A 16,076-nucleotide genomic window follows, 5' to 3' on the forward strand; every position below is an offset into this window, starting at 1 on the left:
TTTTCGTATTCGCTCATTTGTTAAAATTTTTTTTGTGAAATACATCACATTTTTGAATTATTTCTCTTTTTAATTTCTATTTTTATTTTATCATGCACACTATCCCCATTGTCGGGGTGGACTCATAATTAAAATGATTTTGGAGAAAAATTATGTTTGGACCATTTAAACCCGCACCGCATATTGCGGAACTTCCTGCGGAGAAAATTGATTCCACGTATAAACGCTTACGTTGGCAAGTGTTTGCTGGGATCTTCTTTGGTTATGCCGCTTACTATTTTGTACGTGCAAACTTTGACTTAGCACAACCTGGTTTAATTCAAGCCGGCTTGTACTCAAAAGCGGAATTAGGTGTTATCGGCTCAGCAGCCGGTCTTGCCTACGGTTTATCTAAGTTCGTAATGGCAGGTATGTCTGACCGTTCGAACCCTCGTGTATTCTTACCATTTGGTTTATTGCTTTCTGGTCTTTGTATGACCATGATGGGTTTATTCCCATGGGCAACTTCAGGCATTGCCATCATGTGGGTAATGATCTTCTTAAATGGTTGGTTCCAAGGTATGGGTTGGCCTCCATGTGGTCGTACAATGGTGCACTGGTGGTCTAAATCAGAACGCGGTACTATCGTATCTATCTGGAATACCGCGCACAACATCGGTGGTATGATGCCAGGTGCAATGGTGCTATTAGCAAGTGCTGTCTTCTTCAGCACTCACGGCATTGAAGCACAAGCAAAAGACATTTGGCAACAATCTCTCTACTATCCGGGTATTGCTGCAATGATCTGTGCAATTCCTGTTTACTTCGTCATGCGTGATACTCCACAATCTTGTGGTTTACCGTCAATCGAAAAATGGCGTAATGACTACCCAGATGACTATAACGAAAAAACTTACGAAAACGATTTAAGTACAAAAGAAATCTTCGTAACTTATGTATTAAAAAACAAATTGTTATGGTACATCGCGATTGCTAACGTATTCGTATACTTAATCCGCTACGGCGTATTAAAATGGTCTCCGGTTTACTTAAGTGAAGTGAAACACTTCAACATCAAAGGTACCGCATGGGCATACACAATCTATGAATTAGCAGCGGTTCCAGGTACATTATTATGTGGTTGGGTATCAGATAAAGTTTTCAAAGGTAAACGTGGTTTAACCGGTTTTATCTTCATGATCTTAACTACAGCAGCTGTAGTGGCATACTGGATGAACCCAGCAACACCTGAAGCAGAGCTTGCAAACTATGCAGCTTGGTATGAAAACCCATATCAATTAACTGACTTCGTATTAATGACCTTAATCGGCTTCTTAATCTACGGTCCTGTAATGTTAATCGGCTTACACGCGCTTGAGCTTGCACCGAAAAAAGCAGCAGGTACAGCAGCAGGTTTCACTGGTTTATTCGGTTACTTAGGTGGTACTGTATCAGCTTCAGCTGTTATCGGTTGGGCAGCACAACACTACGGCTGGGACGGCGGTTTCTACGTCATGATCGGTGGTGGTGTCTTAGCGGTGTTATTACTCTTCATCGTAATGGTTGAAGAAGGTAAACACAAAGCAAAATTAGGCGATACCTACGGTACTAAATAATCTATAAATTAAAGGCGACAGGCGAAGGCTTGTCGCCTTTTTTATTACAAAAAACAACTGAATTTTTAACCGCACTTTAAAAGGAGATAATGTGATGAAATTGAATAAATTAACCATTATATTAGGCGCGGCAGTTATGGCAAATGCAGCATTCGCAAATCAAACTTGTGAAGCGCCCTATCGTTCAGCACTCCCCGCTTATACGTATAAATTAGACAAAGTACTTGACGTCAATGGACGTCAAGGTATTACCACTGATGGCAAATATTTATATGTATCAGGCAGTAAAACGCTCGCCAAATACGACATGGATGGAAAACTGATTAAAGAAAATAAAGATCCTTTTGTCGGCTACCAAAAGGAAGCCAATCACATTGGCGACATTGATATCTACAACAATGAACTTTATGTTTCTTCTGAATGGTTTGATGCTGGCGTAGGTAAAAATATTCAAATTGCGATTCATGATCCCGAAACCCTCGCATTAAAAAGATCAGTTGATTTTAATCCTGAGTCAGGTCAAGTCGAAGTTTCCAGCATCACCGTAGATACCGTTCACAATTCTGTTTGGATGGCATCTTGGGTTGGTGAGGAAAGTGGTCGTTATTTATATGAATATGATCTTTCAACCGGTAAATATAAACTTAAAGTGCATTTACAACCTGTTCCACAATGGATTCAAGGGGTTTATGCCTACAACGGTGATCTCTACGTTACATCTGATGATGGTACGGCAGATGAAAAAGAACCCGATCATATTTATCGTGTAGAAATTTCAGATAAAAATAATGAAGCTCGCGTTGTTTTAGAAAAAACATTGAATGACATTCGAGATGTCGGCGAAGTCGAAGGCTTGAATGTGAATCCGAAAACGAAGCAACTGCTTGTCCATGCAAACCGAGGCAAACAAATTGTGTTAGGGATGCCAAAAGGATTTTATCCAGGATATGACCGTGAAATTAGTGAAATCTATTTTTACGACATGAAACCAAGATGTAATAAGTAAATCAAGGAGAACACACAATGAAACTCAAAACTTTAGCGCTTTCTTTATTAGCTGCAGGCGTACTTGCAGGATGTAGCGCACACTCTTCCGTGGACACTATGAAATCAGACAAAATTATCATTGCTCACCGTGGTGCAAGTGGTTACTTACCAGAGCATACACTTGAGTCTAAAGCGCTTGCATTTGCACAACATGCAGACTACTTAGAACAAGACTTAGCGATGACAAAAGATGGTCGTTTAGTGGTTATCCATGACCACTTCTTAGATGGCTTAACTGACGTGGCGAAAAAATTCCCAAATCGTCATCGTAAAGATGGTCGTTACTATGTAATTGACTTCACCTTAAAAGAAATTCAAAGTTTAAATATGACTGAAAACTTTGAAACTAAAGATGGTAAACAAGTTGCAGTATATCCAGGTCGTTTCCCACTTTGGAAATCACACTTCAAAATCCATACTTTTGAAGATGAGTTAGAATTTATCCAAGGTTTAGAAAAATCTACCGGTAAAAAAGTGGGTATCTACCCTGAAATCAAAGCGCCTTGGTTCCACCACCAAAACGGCAAAGACATTGCAGTTGAAACCCTTAAAGTGTTGAAAAAATACGGTTACGATAAGAAATCTGACATGGTTTACTTACAAACCTTCGACTTCAATGAGTTAAAACGTATCAAAAACGAATTGCTACCAAAAATGGGCATGGATTTAAAACTTGTTCAATTAGTGGCATACACCGACTGGCATGAAACTGAAGAAAAAGATGCGAAAGGCAAATGGGTGAACTACGATTACGATTGGATGTTCAAACCAGGTGCAATGGCAGAAGTCGTAAAATATGCTGATGGAGTTGGTCCAGGCTGGTATATGTTAGTGGATAAAGAAAAATCTAAACCAGGTAACATCGTGTACACTCCATTAGTGAAAGAACTCGCACAATACAAAGTGGAATTACACCCATACACCGTGCGTAAAGATGCGTTACCTGAATTCTTCACTGACGTAAATCAAATGTATGATGCATTATTGAATAAATCTGGTGCAACCGGTGTATTCACCGACTTCCCTGACACTGGCGTTGAGTTTTTGAAAAAACAAAAATAATATGTAAGTAAAAGTAATAAAAGAGCGGTCAAATTTCGTTGTGATTTTTGGCCGCTTTTTCTTATTCTGAATGTCTATTTATGAAAGATATCTACGTAACTACTATAAGGCTTCACTTTTTGTTTTGTTTCTTTCTAGTCTCTAATAATTTTTTTAGATTTTCATCATTTTCTATTACTTGAATTATAAACTTTCCCCTGATCTCTTCTTTTATTAATTCTTCTATAATCTTTAAATTAGATAAATCACCTTCAAATTTAATCGTAGGAGATGAATATCTCCTACTTCTTGCAAGTCCGAAAGGTAAATCACTCTCTACATACTCATTTTCTTTTTTAGAGGATTTCATTTTTGATAAATTATTTATAGATTCCTCTATATTCTGTGTTATTCCTAACCCTATCGCATCACGAAACTGGTAGTTTAAATATTGCTCTAATCCTTTAACCATCGGATACTCATATAAACTAACTTCATAATACATCCTATTTTCACTCTGAATTAACCTATCTAATTCCACATCTAATAATTTTAATTGCTTTTTTAATTCTTCATCATCAAAATCTGAGGAACTGTATAATAAGTTACTTATTTTACGTTGATACATTTCCGATACAGAATATTGCATTTCGTATTCTGAATAAATATGTGTTAGCCAATTATATAAACTCTTGGCAACCTCTATTTGACCTGAATTACCAAAACGTTCCAACTCACCAAAATATTTAGAATAATCATTTATTGCATCTTTAAACTTTTCAGTTGGTTCTTTAAGTTGATAAGAAGTTAATCCATATTTTTCTGATAGTATTTGATGATAATTCGAGTAAGCATCTTGTATCTTATTAAACACTTCAGAGTTTTTATCATATAACCCCTTATATATTTGCTCTACAAATACTTGTTGCTTGTCTTTCTGCTCAAAATATCTACCACCAAAGAACCCTATTACACTAAAAGCTGATGCTACTAAAGCTTTAATAATAATTTCCTTCATAGACATAAAATAACCTCTACTATTTTATATAAAAACATATATCGATTCTTATTATTTAAAATTCAACACTCGCATTCATAAAAATTACTATTCAATCGCTATATTCAGCTCAATCATCTTAGATACTATGCATCAGTTATGACACTGAATACAAGATCTGGAGAAATTATCACGACAATTACCTTATAAATACTATTAATCTCTTCTCTGTTATTAAGTTTCTTTCTATATTTATAGTAACAAAAAAGCTTGCCGTTTATCCCAGCAAGCCTCTTAAAATCTAACTATTATGCAAATTGCTTTTTATTCTCTAAATAACGTTTCGCACATTCTGCTGCTGCAACTAAGCCACCTGCCATCATAATAATATCTTTAATAACGAGTCGACCAGCACCAGAGAGATATGGGAAGCCATAATTAGGTGTTGGGAAGTCTCCACCTAAATTCGGCACCCAGGTTTCTGGCGTAAATATCAGGAACGACAGTGTGACTATCGACATACCAAACGTGAGTAAGCCTCCAAATAGTCCGAGTGTCGGAGACCAAATTCCTGCTAATACTAAAATACCAATTGCCACAATGATTGCGCCAATAATATAAGAAGCGGTATAGGTGCCATTAGCTTTATGCCACTCAATATTTTTAGCGACCATTTTGCCTTCAGGGTTTTTATATAAGGTATATTCTTTCACTAAAACACCCTTATCATTTGTCACTTCATTTGCACCGTTTTTGTAAAGGAAGCTTAAGAAAGGACTATTTGACACAAAGTGTGCGATACCATCTGCCTCATATTGGCAAACTTTTAAGCCACCAATCCAAACCATCACAACACAAATCGCAATGCGGATAAAGTTAATAAATTGACGTTGCAATGGTGCAACAATATTAGCTAGCAATGTAACTAAACTACTCATTAAGAACTCCTCATATAGTTCAATTGATATTACGGACAAAATATCCAAGAATTGTTCAGTATAAAAAAGAGATACTGACTCGCCCAGTATCTCTTATTCTGTATTAATTTTCTGTGAGCAATTTCACATTATTTAAAATTCACTCTCGCATTTCTAAAAATTCTCATCCACGCACCATCTTCAGACCAATCTTCTGGATACCATGAGTTGCTCACAGCACGGAATACACGTTCTGGGTGTGGCATCATCGCCGCAATACGACCATCGACGTTAGAAATCGCTGTAATCCCTAATGCCGAACCATTCGGGTTGGCTGGATAAGTTTCAGTCACGTTTAAATGGCTGTCGATATATTGTGCCACAATCAAGTTTTGGGCTTGAAGTGCGGTTAAATTCTCAGGTGTTTTGAATTCTACGCAGCCTTCACCATGAGAAACCGCAATCGGCATATGTGAACCAGCCATGCCTTTAAACCACAATGAATTAGTGTCGTTGATTTTCACCATCGCAGCACGAGCTTCAAAACGTTCTGATTTATTACGCACGAAACGTGGCCAGTTTTCTACACCTGGGATAATTTCTGCAAGGGCGGAGATAAATTGACAGCCGTTACATACACCTAATGAAAGCGTGTTTTCATTGGCGAAGAATTGGCTGAATTGATCGCGTAATTGTGGGTTAAATAAAATGGATTTTGCCCAGCCACCGCCAGCGCCTAATACGTCACCGTAAGAGAAGCCACCACAGGCCACCATCGCGTTGAAATCGTTTAAGTTATAACGGCCTGTCATTAAATCACTCATGTGAACATCAATCGCCGCAAAGCCAGCGCGGTCAAACGCTGCCGCCATTTCAACATGGCTGTTTACGCCTTGTTCACGCAATACGGCTACTTTCGGTTTCACGCCTTTGCTGATGTACGGCGCAGCAATATCTTCATTTACATCATAGGTTAAGTAAGCCGATAAACCTTTGTTGTCTGTCGTTTTTTTCGCTTCAAATTCTTGGTCAGCACATTCTGGGTTATCGCGTAAGCGTTGCATTTGATGGGTCAATTCTGCCCAAATGCCACGCAATTCAGAGCGTTTTTCATCCAAAATTTCCCTTCCGAATTGATGGATCACAATGCGATCATCGTTGCTAACCTTGCCGATGTCGTAGGTAATTCCCTCTAATCCATGTGTTTTCAACACCGTATAAATAGCGTCAAGTTCCGCCTCTAATACCTGAATCACCGCGCCTAATTCTTCGTTAAATAAAATGGCTAACTCGGAAATTTCTTGCGCATAGTGTTCCGCACCGAGCTCAAGCGCCCATCCTTTTCCGCTATCGAATAACGGAGAAATATCCACATCCACGCCACAGTTACCCGCAAACGCCATTTCTGCAAGCGTGGTAATTAAACCACCGTCTGAACGGTCGTGGTAAGCCAATAATTTACGCTCTGCCACCAATACTTGCATTGCATCGAAGAAATTTTTCAGTTTGGCTACGTTCACCACATCGGCTGGTTTGTCACCTAATTGTTTATACACTTGCGCAAGTGCGGTCGCGCCTAAGCGATTTTTTCTTTCGCCTAAATCAATCAACAATAAACGACTTGCACCTTTGTCTGTGCGCAATTGAGGTGTGACAGTTTTACGAACATCTTCCACGCGCGCAAAAGATGAAATCACTAAAGAAAGCGGTGCAGTGACGGATTTTTTCTCGCCATTTTCTTCCCAAGTGGTTTTCATCGACATAGAGTCTTTACCCACTGGAATAGTGATACCTAATGCAGGGCAAAGTTCTTCACCGACTGCTTTCACCGCTTCATATAAGCCAGCGTCTTCACCACCATGACCCGCTGCAGACATCCAGTTTGCAGAAAGTTTGATACGTTTAATATCGCCAATGTTAGTGCCCGCAATGTTAGTGATAGATTCAGCCACCGCTAAACGTGCAGAAGCACCAAAGTCTAATAACGCTACAGGTGCTCGTTCACCCATAGCCATGGCTTCACCGTGATAGCTGTCTAATGATGCAGTTGTGACCGCCACATCAGACACCGGAATTTGCCATGGGCCAACCATTTGATCGCGCGCCACCATACCGGTTACCGAACGGTCACCAATGGTAATTAAGAAAGTTTTTTCTGCCACCACCGGTAAACGCAATACGCGATGGAAGGCTTCTTTTAATTGAATATTTTCCGTTGCAAGCGGTCGGTTTTCGACAGTTTTTGACGAAACCTCACGGGTCATTTTCGGGGTTTTGCCTAATAACACATTCATTGGTAAATCAATTGGGTTATTGTCGAAATGACTATCGTGCAAGGTTAAATGTTTCTCTTCCGTTGCCTCACCAATGACCGCAAACGGCGCGCGCTCACGTTCACAAAGTGCGGTAAATAATTCGAGTTTTTCTGGCGCAACGGCTAAGACATAACGTTCTTGCGATTCGTTACACCAAATTTCCAATGGTGACATGCCTTTTTCATCGCAAAGGATTGAGCGTAAATCAAATTTACCGCCACGTTCACCATCGTGCACCAATTCAGGCATGGCATTAGATAAACCACCCGCGCCCACATCGTGAATAAAGAGAATTGGGTTTTCTTCACCTAATTGCCAGCAACGGTCAATCACCTCTTGGCAGCGACGTTCCATTTCTGGGTTTTCACGTTGAACAGAGGCAAAATCTAAATTTTCTTTTGATTTCCCGCTGTCCATCGAAGACGCTGCGCCACCGCCTAAGCCTATATTCATTGCAGGGCCGCCTAATACGATCAATTTCGCACCAACGGGGATTTCGCCTTTTTGAACGTGTTCGCTACGAATATTACCGATACCACCGGCTAACATAATCGGTTTGTGATAACCACGCACTTCTTCGCCATTAAAGCTGTTGACTTTCTCTTCATAGGTGCGGAAATAACCCAATAAGGCAGGGCGACCAAATTCATTGTTGAATGCTGCGCCACCTAATGGGCCTTCAATCATAATATCTAAGGCAGAGGCAATACGATTTGGTTTAGAAAGTGGATTTTCCCAAGGTTGTTCAAAGTTTGGAATGATAAGGTTTGATACCGAGAACCCGGTTAAACCTGCTTTTGGTTTTGCACCACGACCCGTTGCACCTTCATCACGAATCTCACCGCCCGAACCTGTTGCCGCTCCTGGGAATGGCGAAATCGCGGTTGGGTGGTTGTGGGTTTCCACTTTCATTAAGATATGTGCATCTTCATTGTGATAGCGATATTGCCCATCTTGATCCGCAAAGAAACGGCCGACTTTTGAGCCTTCCATTACTGCAGCATTATCTTTATACGCAGAAAGCACGAAATCAGGGGTTTTCTCAAAGGTGTTTTTAATCATCTTAAACAGGGATTTATCCTGTTTTTTGCCATCAATAATCCAATCCGCATTAAAGATTTTATGACGACAGTGCTCAGAGTTAGCTTGCGCGAACATATAAAGTTCAATATCGTGCGGATTGCGCCCTAATTGGGTGAAGTTTTCCACCAAATAATCAATTTCATCTTCTGCCAGCGCCAAACCTAATTCTACGTTAGCAGTCACCAAAGCTTGACGTCCACCTTTTAAAATATCCACGGTTTTAAACGGTTTCGGATCTTGATGACGGAATAAGATCTCTGCATCTTCAGGACGACGCACCACAGTTTCCATCATTCTGTCGTGTAAAAGTGCGGTCAATTTTTCTGTTGTTTTCTCATCAAGCGGTTGGCTTAACTCAAAATAATATGCAAAACCACGCTCAATACGCTCCACTTCACTTAAACCACAGTTATGCGCAATATCTGTCGCTTTAGAAGACCAAGAAGAAATCGTGCCAACGCGTGGAATCACGATAAAAGTTTCGCCTTTGGCATCGTGTTCAGCCAAGGTTGGGCCGTAATGTAACAATGCTTTTAACTTAGCTTCCTGCTCGCTAACAAGCGGTCGATTTAATTCCACAAAATGCAAATATTCAGCATAAACCGATTTCACCGGTAATTGATTTTGTTGGAATTTTTGCATTAAGCCTTGGATACGGAATTCAGAAAGGGCGGGTGAGCCACGAAAAGTTTGAAACATACGGGTACCTTTGAGTTGTGTTTGAGGTAAAAATCGCGGGCTATTATAAAGGAAAAACACCAAAACGAAAACGTTTGCGTCAATCATTTTAAAATGATTTTAAATGGGAGAAAGCATATAATCATCAAGCAATTTAAAACAATCCTAAAACTAACCGCACTTTGGGGCGTTACTATGATCATCAATGACATCAATTTCAACGATCTCTATCAACAACATCTAAAAGCCTGTAATCACTATAATCTTCCACCAACAAAGTGGGATAAAAAAGCCCCTAAAATGGCTGAGAATTTAGTGGGCAAACCAAGCCGTTATAACGAGATCTTACTTAAAGCCATGAATGTGCAACCCAATGAAACGGTATTAGATATCGGCTGTGGCCCCGGCACCTTTGTGATTCCTTTAGCCCAACAATGCCAAGCCGTATATGCCCTCGATTACAGCCAAGGCATGTTAGAGATGGTTCAGCAATATAAAGAAAAGCATCAACTGAATAATATTACGCTTCTACATAAATCATGGTCGGATAACTGGGATGATGTACCTCAAGCGGATGTGATACTCGCCTCTCGCTCGACGCTTGTGGATGATTTGGATAACATGATTGAAAAGCTTCAAAGTAAGGCAAAAAAACGCGTCTTTTTAACCTCGGTGACACAACGTCATTTTCTCGATGAAGGCGTATTTGAAGCCATTGGTCGTGATGATGTGGGCTTTCCGACTTATATTTATTTAGTTAATCGCCTTTACCAAAAAGGCATTCACGCGAATGTGAGTTTTATTGAAACCGAATCAGGCCGTTTCCAAGGTGAAACCTTTGAGGATTTATTAAATTCTGTGGAGTTTTCTCTCGGCAATCTCACTGAAAAAGAAAAACAAGATTTGGCTCAATTCTATCAACAAAAACAAATAAACAATGAACCGATAAAACACGGACAACGCAAATGGGCGTTAATTTGGTGGGAGGTTTAAGAAAAAGTGCGGTCATTTTTGACCGCACTTTACGCTTTAAGATAGGTTAAAGAATTTCTAATAACTTCGCAAAGTCATCAAACACCCAATCTGGGTTTGATTCAGCAATTGGAATGTTGTAATTGTATCCGTAAGTTAATCCCACAACCGGGCAACCTGCTGAATGTGCGGCGAGAATGTCATTTCGAGAGTCACCTACAAACAACACTTGGCGAGGTTCTACGCCAAATTTACCACATAAATAATACAATGGGCCTGGATGTGGTTTAATCGCGGGTAATGACTGTCCTCCAAGCATTTCACTGAACAAATGATCGATGCCAAATGCCGCTAATACTGGCTGAACATGGCGAGTTGGTTTGTTCGTTACCACGGCTAAGGCGTAACCACGAGCTTTCAAAGTTTCCAATGTTTCTTTTACATTTGGATATAAACGACTCACATTGCAAAGGTTCTCCGCATAATACACATTAAAACGCTCTTTCACTTGCTCCATTTCTGAATCTGAAAAGTCTTTACCTGTTTGCCCTTTTGCCCATTCTAAAGCGCGAGCAATCAATACAGGTGCTCCATTACCAATCCAAGTTAACACTAACTCTTCTGGTGCTTGAGGTAAACCAAAGTCTGCTAAAGCAGAGTTCACAGACAACGCTAAATCTGGCAAGCTATTCACGAGCGTACCATCTAAATCAAAACCGATAACTTTAAATTGAGTGTTCATTCTTACTACCATTTATTTTACTGAAGCTAATTGCGTACGCATTTGATCAATGATCTGTTTATAATCTGGTTTACCAAAAATCGCTGAGCCTGCCACAAACATATCTGCACCGGCCGCGGCAATTTCTGCAATATTATCTACTTTTACCCCACCATCAACTTCTAAACGGATATCTAAACCACTTTCATCAATCAGACGACGTGCCTGTTGTAATTTTTTCAATGTGGAAGGTAAAAAAGATTGTCCACCAAATCCTGGATTCACGGACATTAACAAAATCACATCCACCTTATCTAATACATAATCCAAATAACTTAATGGCGTTGCTGGATTAAACACTAAACCAGATTTACAACCGTGATCACGAATGAGCTGCAAAGAGCGGTCAATATGTTCACTGGCTTCAGGATGAAATGTAATGTAATCCGCACCGGCTTTGGCAAAATCAGGAATGATACGATCGACTGGTTTCACCATTAAATGCACATCAATAGGTGCTTTAATACCGTAATCACGTAAAGCTTTACATACTGCAGGGCCAAAGGTTAAATTCGGCACATAGTGATTATCCATTACATCAAAATGAATCACATCCGCACCAGCATTCAACACGTTTTGCACATCATCACCAAGACGAGCAAGATCTGCAGAAAGGATAGAAGGGGCGATTAAATAAGGTTTCATTTGTTATCTCCTAAAGGATAAAAGTGCCTGTAGTTTACTACGTTGAGCTCAATTTTACCTTGATTATTTACAAGTTTTATCTGAAAACAAAGAAAAAAATAACCGCACTTGATTCAATTGCCTCAAAGTGCGGTTAGTTTTTATCGTATTTTAAAAAGACCGATTAGTTTAATCCAATGATTTCCCAACGATTGTGAGATTGACCATCGATTTTGCCTTTTTTCACATTCGTGATGTAATCGATCATCATATTTTGGATAGTGCCTTTTTCACGGCCCATTGCCACTTTAGATTCCCAAAGTACCGGAATTTGTTGACCTTCCCAAATACCACCTTTACCGTTTAATTGAGCGAAACGATATGAGTTCATACCCACTTTTAATTTCATATCGTCAGTTACCGGTTTGCCGTCAGCAAGGGTTAAATCAACGATTTTGCTACCTTGTAGATTACGTAAGTCAATTTTGTAATTTACGCCACCAAAAATGTCATAAGTCACATATTTTGATTTTTTACGTTCCGCATTGTAACGGTATTCAGTGTCACCTGGTTGAATAGTATCGAAGTAGTTCGCAGACCATTCCATATATTCTTTCAATTGTTTACCTGTCATTTCATAAACAGTGACATCACCGCTCGCATAACGATAGTTAAAGATGATGTCTTTTTTCTTGATATCGCCTTTATCCATACGTGCTTTTTGATGGTCGAAAGAGAAAGTGACAACATCTGCGCCACTGTAATATTGTTCAACATCATTAATGAATGAAGATAAACCGGTATCTTTTGAGAATGCAGCAGATACACCGTGTTTAGTCTCTTGAGGTACCATTTCATTCGCAGTTTGACCGATTACTACGTTGTTTAATTCACGTAATTTCTCATGGTAAGGCTTGTAAATTTCCTCAATTTTCTTATCTGCTTCAAGAGCTTTAACTGGAACCGTTTTAGATTCTTTCTTCACTAATTTCACTTCTTTTTTATCATTGATATCAAAAGTGAGATCCACTTCAGATACCACGGTACCGTAACGGTGTGGTTCAGTGATTAGTGTATTTTTGATGGTTTCACTTGGCACATCTTTATGCATGTGACCTGCGATAACGACATCAATTCCATCTACCGCATTGATCACATCACGCATACCTGTGTCTGGAATCTTGTTTTCATTGTCGATACCCATGTGAGCGATCACAATAATTGCATCAACACCTTTCGCTTTTAACTTCTCAACTTGTGTACGCGCTTCTTCTGTTGGTGAAGTAAATTTCATGTCTTTTAAGTTACCCGTGTCTTCTTCAAATTTTGCTGGCATTGGGGTACTTAAACCGATAATCCCTAATTTCACGCCATCTTTTTCAATGATAGTTGTTGCATCAATATAACGTTTGTCATTTTTCTTATAATAGAAGTTTGCGGTTAATTTTTTTGCTTTGATGTCTTTTAAGATTTCATCTAATGCTTTCATCCCAAAGTTAAACTCGTGGTTACCAAGTACGAAAACATCGTATTTCATTTCGTTTAATACTTTTGGAATTGGGTGATCTTTGTAATATTTCTTATCTTTTGCAAACACATCGACTTGGTTATCTTGGATCGCATCACCAACTTCCACTAACACCACGTTTTTATTATTTTTACGCACATCTTTCACATAAGTTGCAATTTGTGCATAAGAACCTGATTTGTCCTCTACGTCTGCACCATAGCTCCAAGGTACGATACGACCGTGAACATCGGAGGTCCCTAATAATTTAATATTCACTTCTTGCGCTATTGCAGCACTAATTGCAGAAAGCGCAAATAATGAGCAAAGTAATTTTTTCATAGAATTTCCTTTAAAGTTGCACAAAGTGCGGTTAAAAATGCCGGAGAGTTATAGCGGTGAATCGATTGCTGACATAATTTTATTTTGAAGAAAAATAAAATTTGTGAGCTTGATCACGTTTCATTTGAAGGATTAATGTCCTGTTTGAGAAAACAAGTTAATCACTAAAACGCCACTGATAATCAGGGCCATACCTATTAGCCCTGCAGTATCGATTTTCTGACCAAAAGCGAAATATGCCACAATGGCGGTCAGAACAATGCCGACGCCCGACCAAATGGCGTAAACCAAGCCAACAGAAAGTGTTCGGAAAACAATGGAAACAAAATAAAATGAAATGGAGTATAGCGCTAATGAGCCAACGGTGGGTAAAAGTTTGGTAAAGCCATCACTGACTTTTAATAAATTCGTTGCCACGATTTCAAGGCAAATAGAGATAGCAAGTAATGTCCAAGGGTTCATATCAATCAAAACATAAAGTAGAAAACGCTATTCTACCTTAAGCGGCTGATGGATGTAACCGAATTTGGCGAGCCATGGCTTGCATATAAGGCGCCGTTTGTTCAAAGAAATAACGGTAAGAGGCACATAAATAATTATGTGGATTAGGCTCATTTTCGAGAGAAATAAAACTCTGTTTTGGGCAGCCGCCATAACAGAGTTTGCGAAACTCATAATGACGACAAAGTGTGGTCAATTTTTGTGATTTTTCTAAATCGAATTGTTGCTGTTTACTGGTAATCAGTGCTTATATGCTATTTATCCATTCTATAAAATAAAAAATGGCAGAGGATATCTCCCTCTGCCATTTCAATTATCTTTCTTCTCTTTTCACTTCATCCCATAGAATATCCATTTCAATTAAAGAAAGATCTTTAACTGATGAACCTCGTTCCAATGCTTTTTCTTCTACTTTACGAAAACGTTGTTCAAATTTATTATTCGCCTTACGCAAAGCCTCTTCTGCGTTACATTTGAGGTGACGAGATAAATTAACTGTAGCAAAGAATAAATCTCCGATTTCCTCTTCTATTTTTTCTTGATTGCGAGGCATTTGATTAACTTCATCCCGTACTTCTTGTAATTCTTCTTCTACTTTTGCCAATACAGGTTCAAGTTCATTCCAATCAAATCCTATCTTTGAACATTGTTTTTGCATTTTTTGAGCTCTTAACAATGCAGGAAAAGCATTCGGAATATCATCTAAAATAGAACGTTTTTCTTGAACTGATTTCTCTTGTGCTTTGATACTATTCCAACGAGCTAACGCTTCTTCTTCATTTCCAGCTGTTGCATCACCAAACACATGAGGATGACGACGCACAATCTTTTTAGAAATATCATTAAGTACATCATCAAATGTGAAATAACCATCTTCAGAAGCAAGCTGACTAAAAAATACAACCTGTAATAAAAGATCGCCAAGCTCTTCCCTTAAATTAGCGATGTCTTTCTTTTGGATGGCATCAATGACTTCATAAGTTTCTTCGGTTAAACAGGGAATCATTGATTCATAATTTTGTTTAAGATCCCAAGGACAACCGCCATTAGGATTACGTAATTGCGCAATTAATTGAATAAAATCTTGAATGGAATAATGCATAAGAATATCTCTAAAATACTAAAAGTGCGATTAGTATAAAACGAATAGCAAAATAGACAATATTCTTATAAAAAATTAAAGATAAATTGATATAGAATAATGGCAGGGGCGGAGAGGCTCGAACTCCCAACACCCGGTTTTGGAGACCGGTGCTCTACCAATTGAACTACGCCCCTATTGGTATTAAGAATTGGCGGAATGGACGGGACTCGAACCCGCGACCCCCTGCGTGACAGGCAGGTATTCTAACCAGCTGAACTACCACTCCGCTAAATGAGGTACAGTTGGCAGTGACCTACTCTCACATGGGGAACCCCCACACTACCATCAGCGTAACAATGTTTCACTTCTGAGTTCGATATGGATTCAGGTGGGACCATTGCACTGTTGCTGCCAAATTTTTATTTTGTTAATTTACTCTAAAAATAAACTAACAAAATAAAAAAATACCTGGCGGTGTCCTACTCTCACATGGGGAAGCCCCACACTACCATCGGCGCATCGGCGTTTCACTTCTGAGTTCGGTATGGGGTCAGGTGGGACCACCGCTCTATCGCCGCCAGGATTATTCCTT

13 protein-coding genes, 2 tRNA genes and 2 rRNA genes are annotated in these 16,076 nt (G+C 39.3%); 4 read left to right on the plus strand and 13 right to left on the minus strand.

Features of this window, described 5'->3' with window-relative positions:
* Positions 1-152 precede the first annotated feature (152 nt).
* From glpT to glpQ, 3 genes are all read left to right on the plus strand, one after another.
* Positions 153-1,595, plus strand: coding sequence for a glycerol-3-phosphate transporter (glpT, locus tag DPV97_RS08440; RefSeq protein ID WP_049362411.1), 1,443 nt, complete (start codon positions 153-155; stop codon positions 1,593-1,595).
* Between the two features lie 94 nt (positions 1,596-1,689).
* Complete coding sequence (locus tag DPV97_RS08445) at positions 1,690-2,601, plus strand: YncE family protein (protein WP_070712624.1); 912 nt, start codon at positions 1,690-1,692, stop codon at positions 2,599-2,601.
* 17 nt (positions 2,602-2,618) lie between these two features.
* On the plus strand, positions 2,619-3,704 hold the full coding sequence (gene glpQ, locus DPV97_RS08450) for a glycerophosphodiester phosphodiesterase (RefSeq protein WP_005697412.1): 1,086 nt from the start codon (positions 2,619-2,621) through the stop codon (positions 3,702-3,704).
* Between the two features lie 112 nt (positions 3,705-3,816).
* On the opposite strand, the gene DPV97_RS08455 is transcribed toward glpQ, so the two are convergent.
* The 3 genes from DPV97_RS08455 to purL form a co-directional block, all read right to left on the minus strand.
* Entirely contained in the window at positions 3,817-4,707 is an 891-nt protein-coding gene (locus DPV97_RS08455) for a hypothetical protein (protein WP_070712626.1), read from the minus strand.
* Positions 4,708-4,988: 281 nt separating this feature from the next.
* Positions 4,989-5,618: a YkgB family protein gene (locus DPV97_RS08460; RefSeq protein ID WP_070712628.1), complete on the minus strand. Its 630-nt coding sequence runs from the start codon at positions 5,616-5,618 to the stop codon at positions 4,989-4,991.
* Between the two features lie 128 nt (positions 5,619-5,746).
* Positions 5,747-9,694, minus strand: a complete 3,948-nt coding sequence (gene purL / locus DPV97_RS08465; RefSeq protein ID WP_070712629.1) for a phosphoribosylformylglycinamidine synthase — start codon at positions 9,692-9,694, stop codon at positions 5,747-5,749.
* 174 nt (positions 9,695-9,868) lie between these two features.
* Between purL and DPV97_RS08470 the strand changes: the two genes are divergently transcribed.
* On the plus strand, positions 9,869-10,666 hold the full coding sequence (locus DPV97_RS08470; RefSeq protein WP_070712630.1) for an SAM-dependent methyltransferase: 798 nt from the start codon (positions 9,869-9,871) through the stop codon (positions 10,664-10,666).
* A gap of 46 nt (positions 10,667-10,712) precedes the next feature.
* Here the strand turns inward: DPV97_RS08470 and DPV97_RS08475 are convergent, their stop codons facing one another.
* The 10 genes from DPV97_RS08475 to rrf (DPV97_RS08520) form a co-directional block, all read right to left on the minus strand.
* Complete coding sequence (locus DPV97_RS08475) at positions 10,713-11,387, minus strand: phosphoglycolate phosphatase (protein ID WP_070712632.1); 675 nt, start codon at positions 11,385-11,387, stop codon at positions 10,713-10,715.
* Positions 11,388-11,399: 12 nt separating this feature from the next.
* Positions 11,400-12,071: a ribulose-phosphate 3-epimerase gene (gene rpe, locus DPV97_RS08480; RefSeq protein WP_049362403.1), complete on the minus strand. Its 672-nt coding sequence runs from the start codon at positions 12,069-12,071 to the stop codon at positions 11,400-11,402.
* 163 nt (positions 12,072-12,234) lie between these two features.
* Complete coding sequence (locus DPV97_RS08485; protein ID WP_070712633.1) at positions 12,235-13,899, minus strand: bifunctional metallophosphatase/5'-nucleotidase; 1,665 nt, start codon at positions 13,897-13,899, stop codon at positions 12,235-12,237.
* A 132-nt stretch (positions 13,900-14,031) separates the two neighbouring features.
* Entirely contained in the window at positions 14,032-14,361 is a 330-nt protein-coding gene (locus DPV97_RS08490) for a DMT family transporter (protein WP_070712635.1), read from the minus strand.
* Positions 14,362-14,398: 37 nt separating this feature from the next.
* Positions 14,399-14,596: a hypothetical protein gene (locus tag DPV97_RS08495; protein ID WP_243585082.1), complete on the minus strand. Its 198-nt coding sequence runs from the start codon at positions 14,594-14,596 to the stop codon at positions 14,399-14,401.
* Between the two features lie 117 nt (positions 14,597-14,713).
* A complete protein-coding gene (gene mazG / locus DPV97_RS08500) occupies positions 14,714-15,502 on the minus strand; it encodes a nucleoside triphosphate pyrophosphohydrolase (protein WP_070712637.1) in 789 nt (262 codons plus the stop codon).
* A 100-nt stretch (positions 15,503-15,602) separates the two neighbouring features.
* Positions 15,603-15,678: transfer RNA gene (locus DPV97_RS08505), tRNA-Trp, on the minus strand.
* A 15-nt stretch (positions 15,679-15,693) separates the two neighbouring features.
* A tRNA-Asp gene (locus DPV97_RS08510) sits at positions 15,694-15,770 on the minus strand.
* Positions 15,771-15,784: 14 nt separating this feature from the next.
* A 5S ribosomal RNA gene (rrf, locus tag DPV97_RS08515) occupies positions 15,785-15,900 on the minus strand.
* 50 nt (positions 15,901-15,950) lie between these two features.
* Positions 15,951-16,066: ribosomal RNA gene (gene rrf / locus DPV97_RS08520) — 5S ribosomal RNA — on the minus strand.
* Between the last annotated feature and the right edge of the window lie 10 nt (positions 16,067-16,076).

It is taken from the genome of Haemophilus parainfluenzae (assembly GCF_003253005.1).
In the GTDB taxonomy this organism is placed as follows: domain Bacteria; phylum Pseudomonadota; class Gammaproteobacteria; order Enterobacterales; family Pasteurellaceae; genus Haemophilus_D; species Haemophilus_D parainfluenzae_M.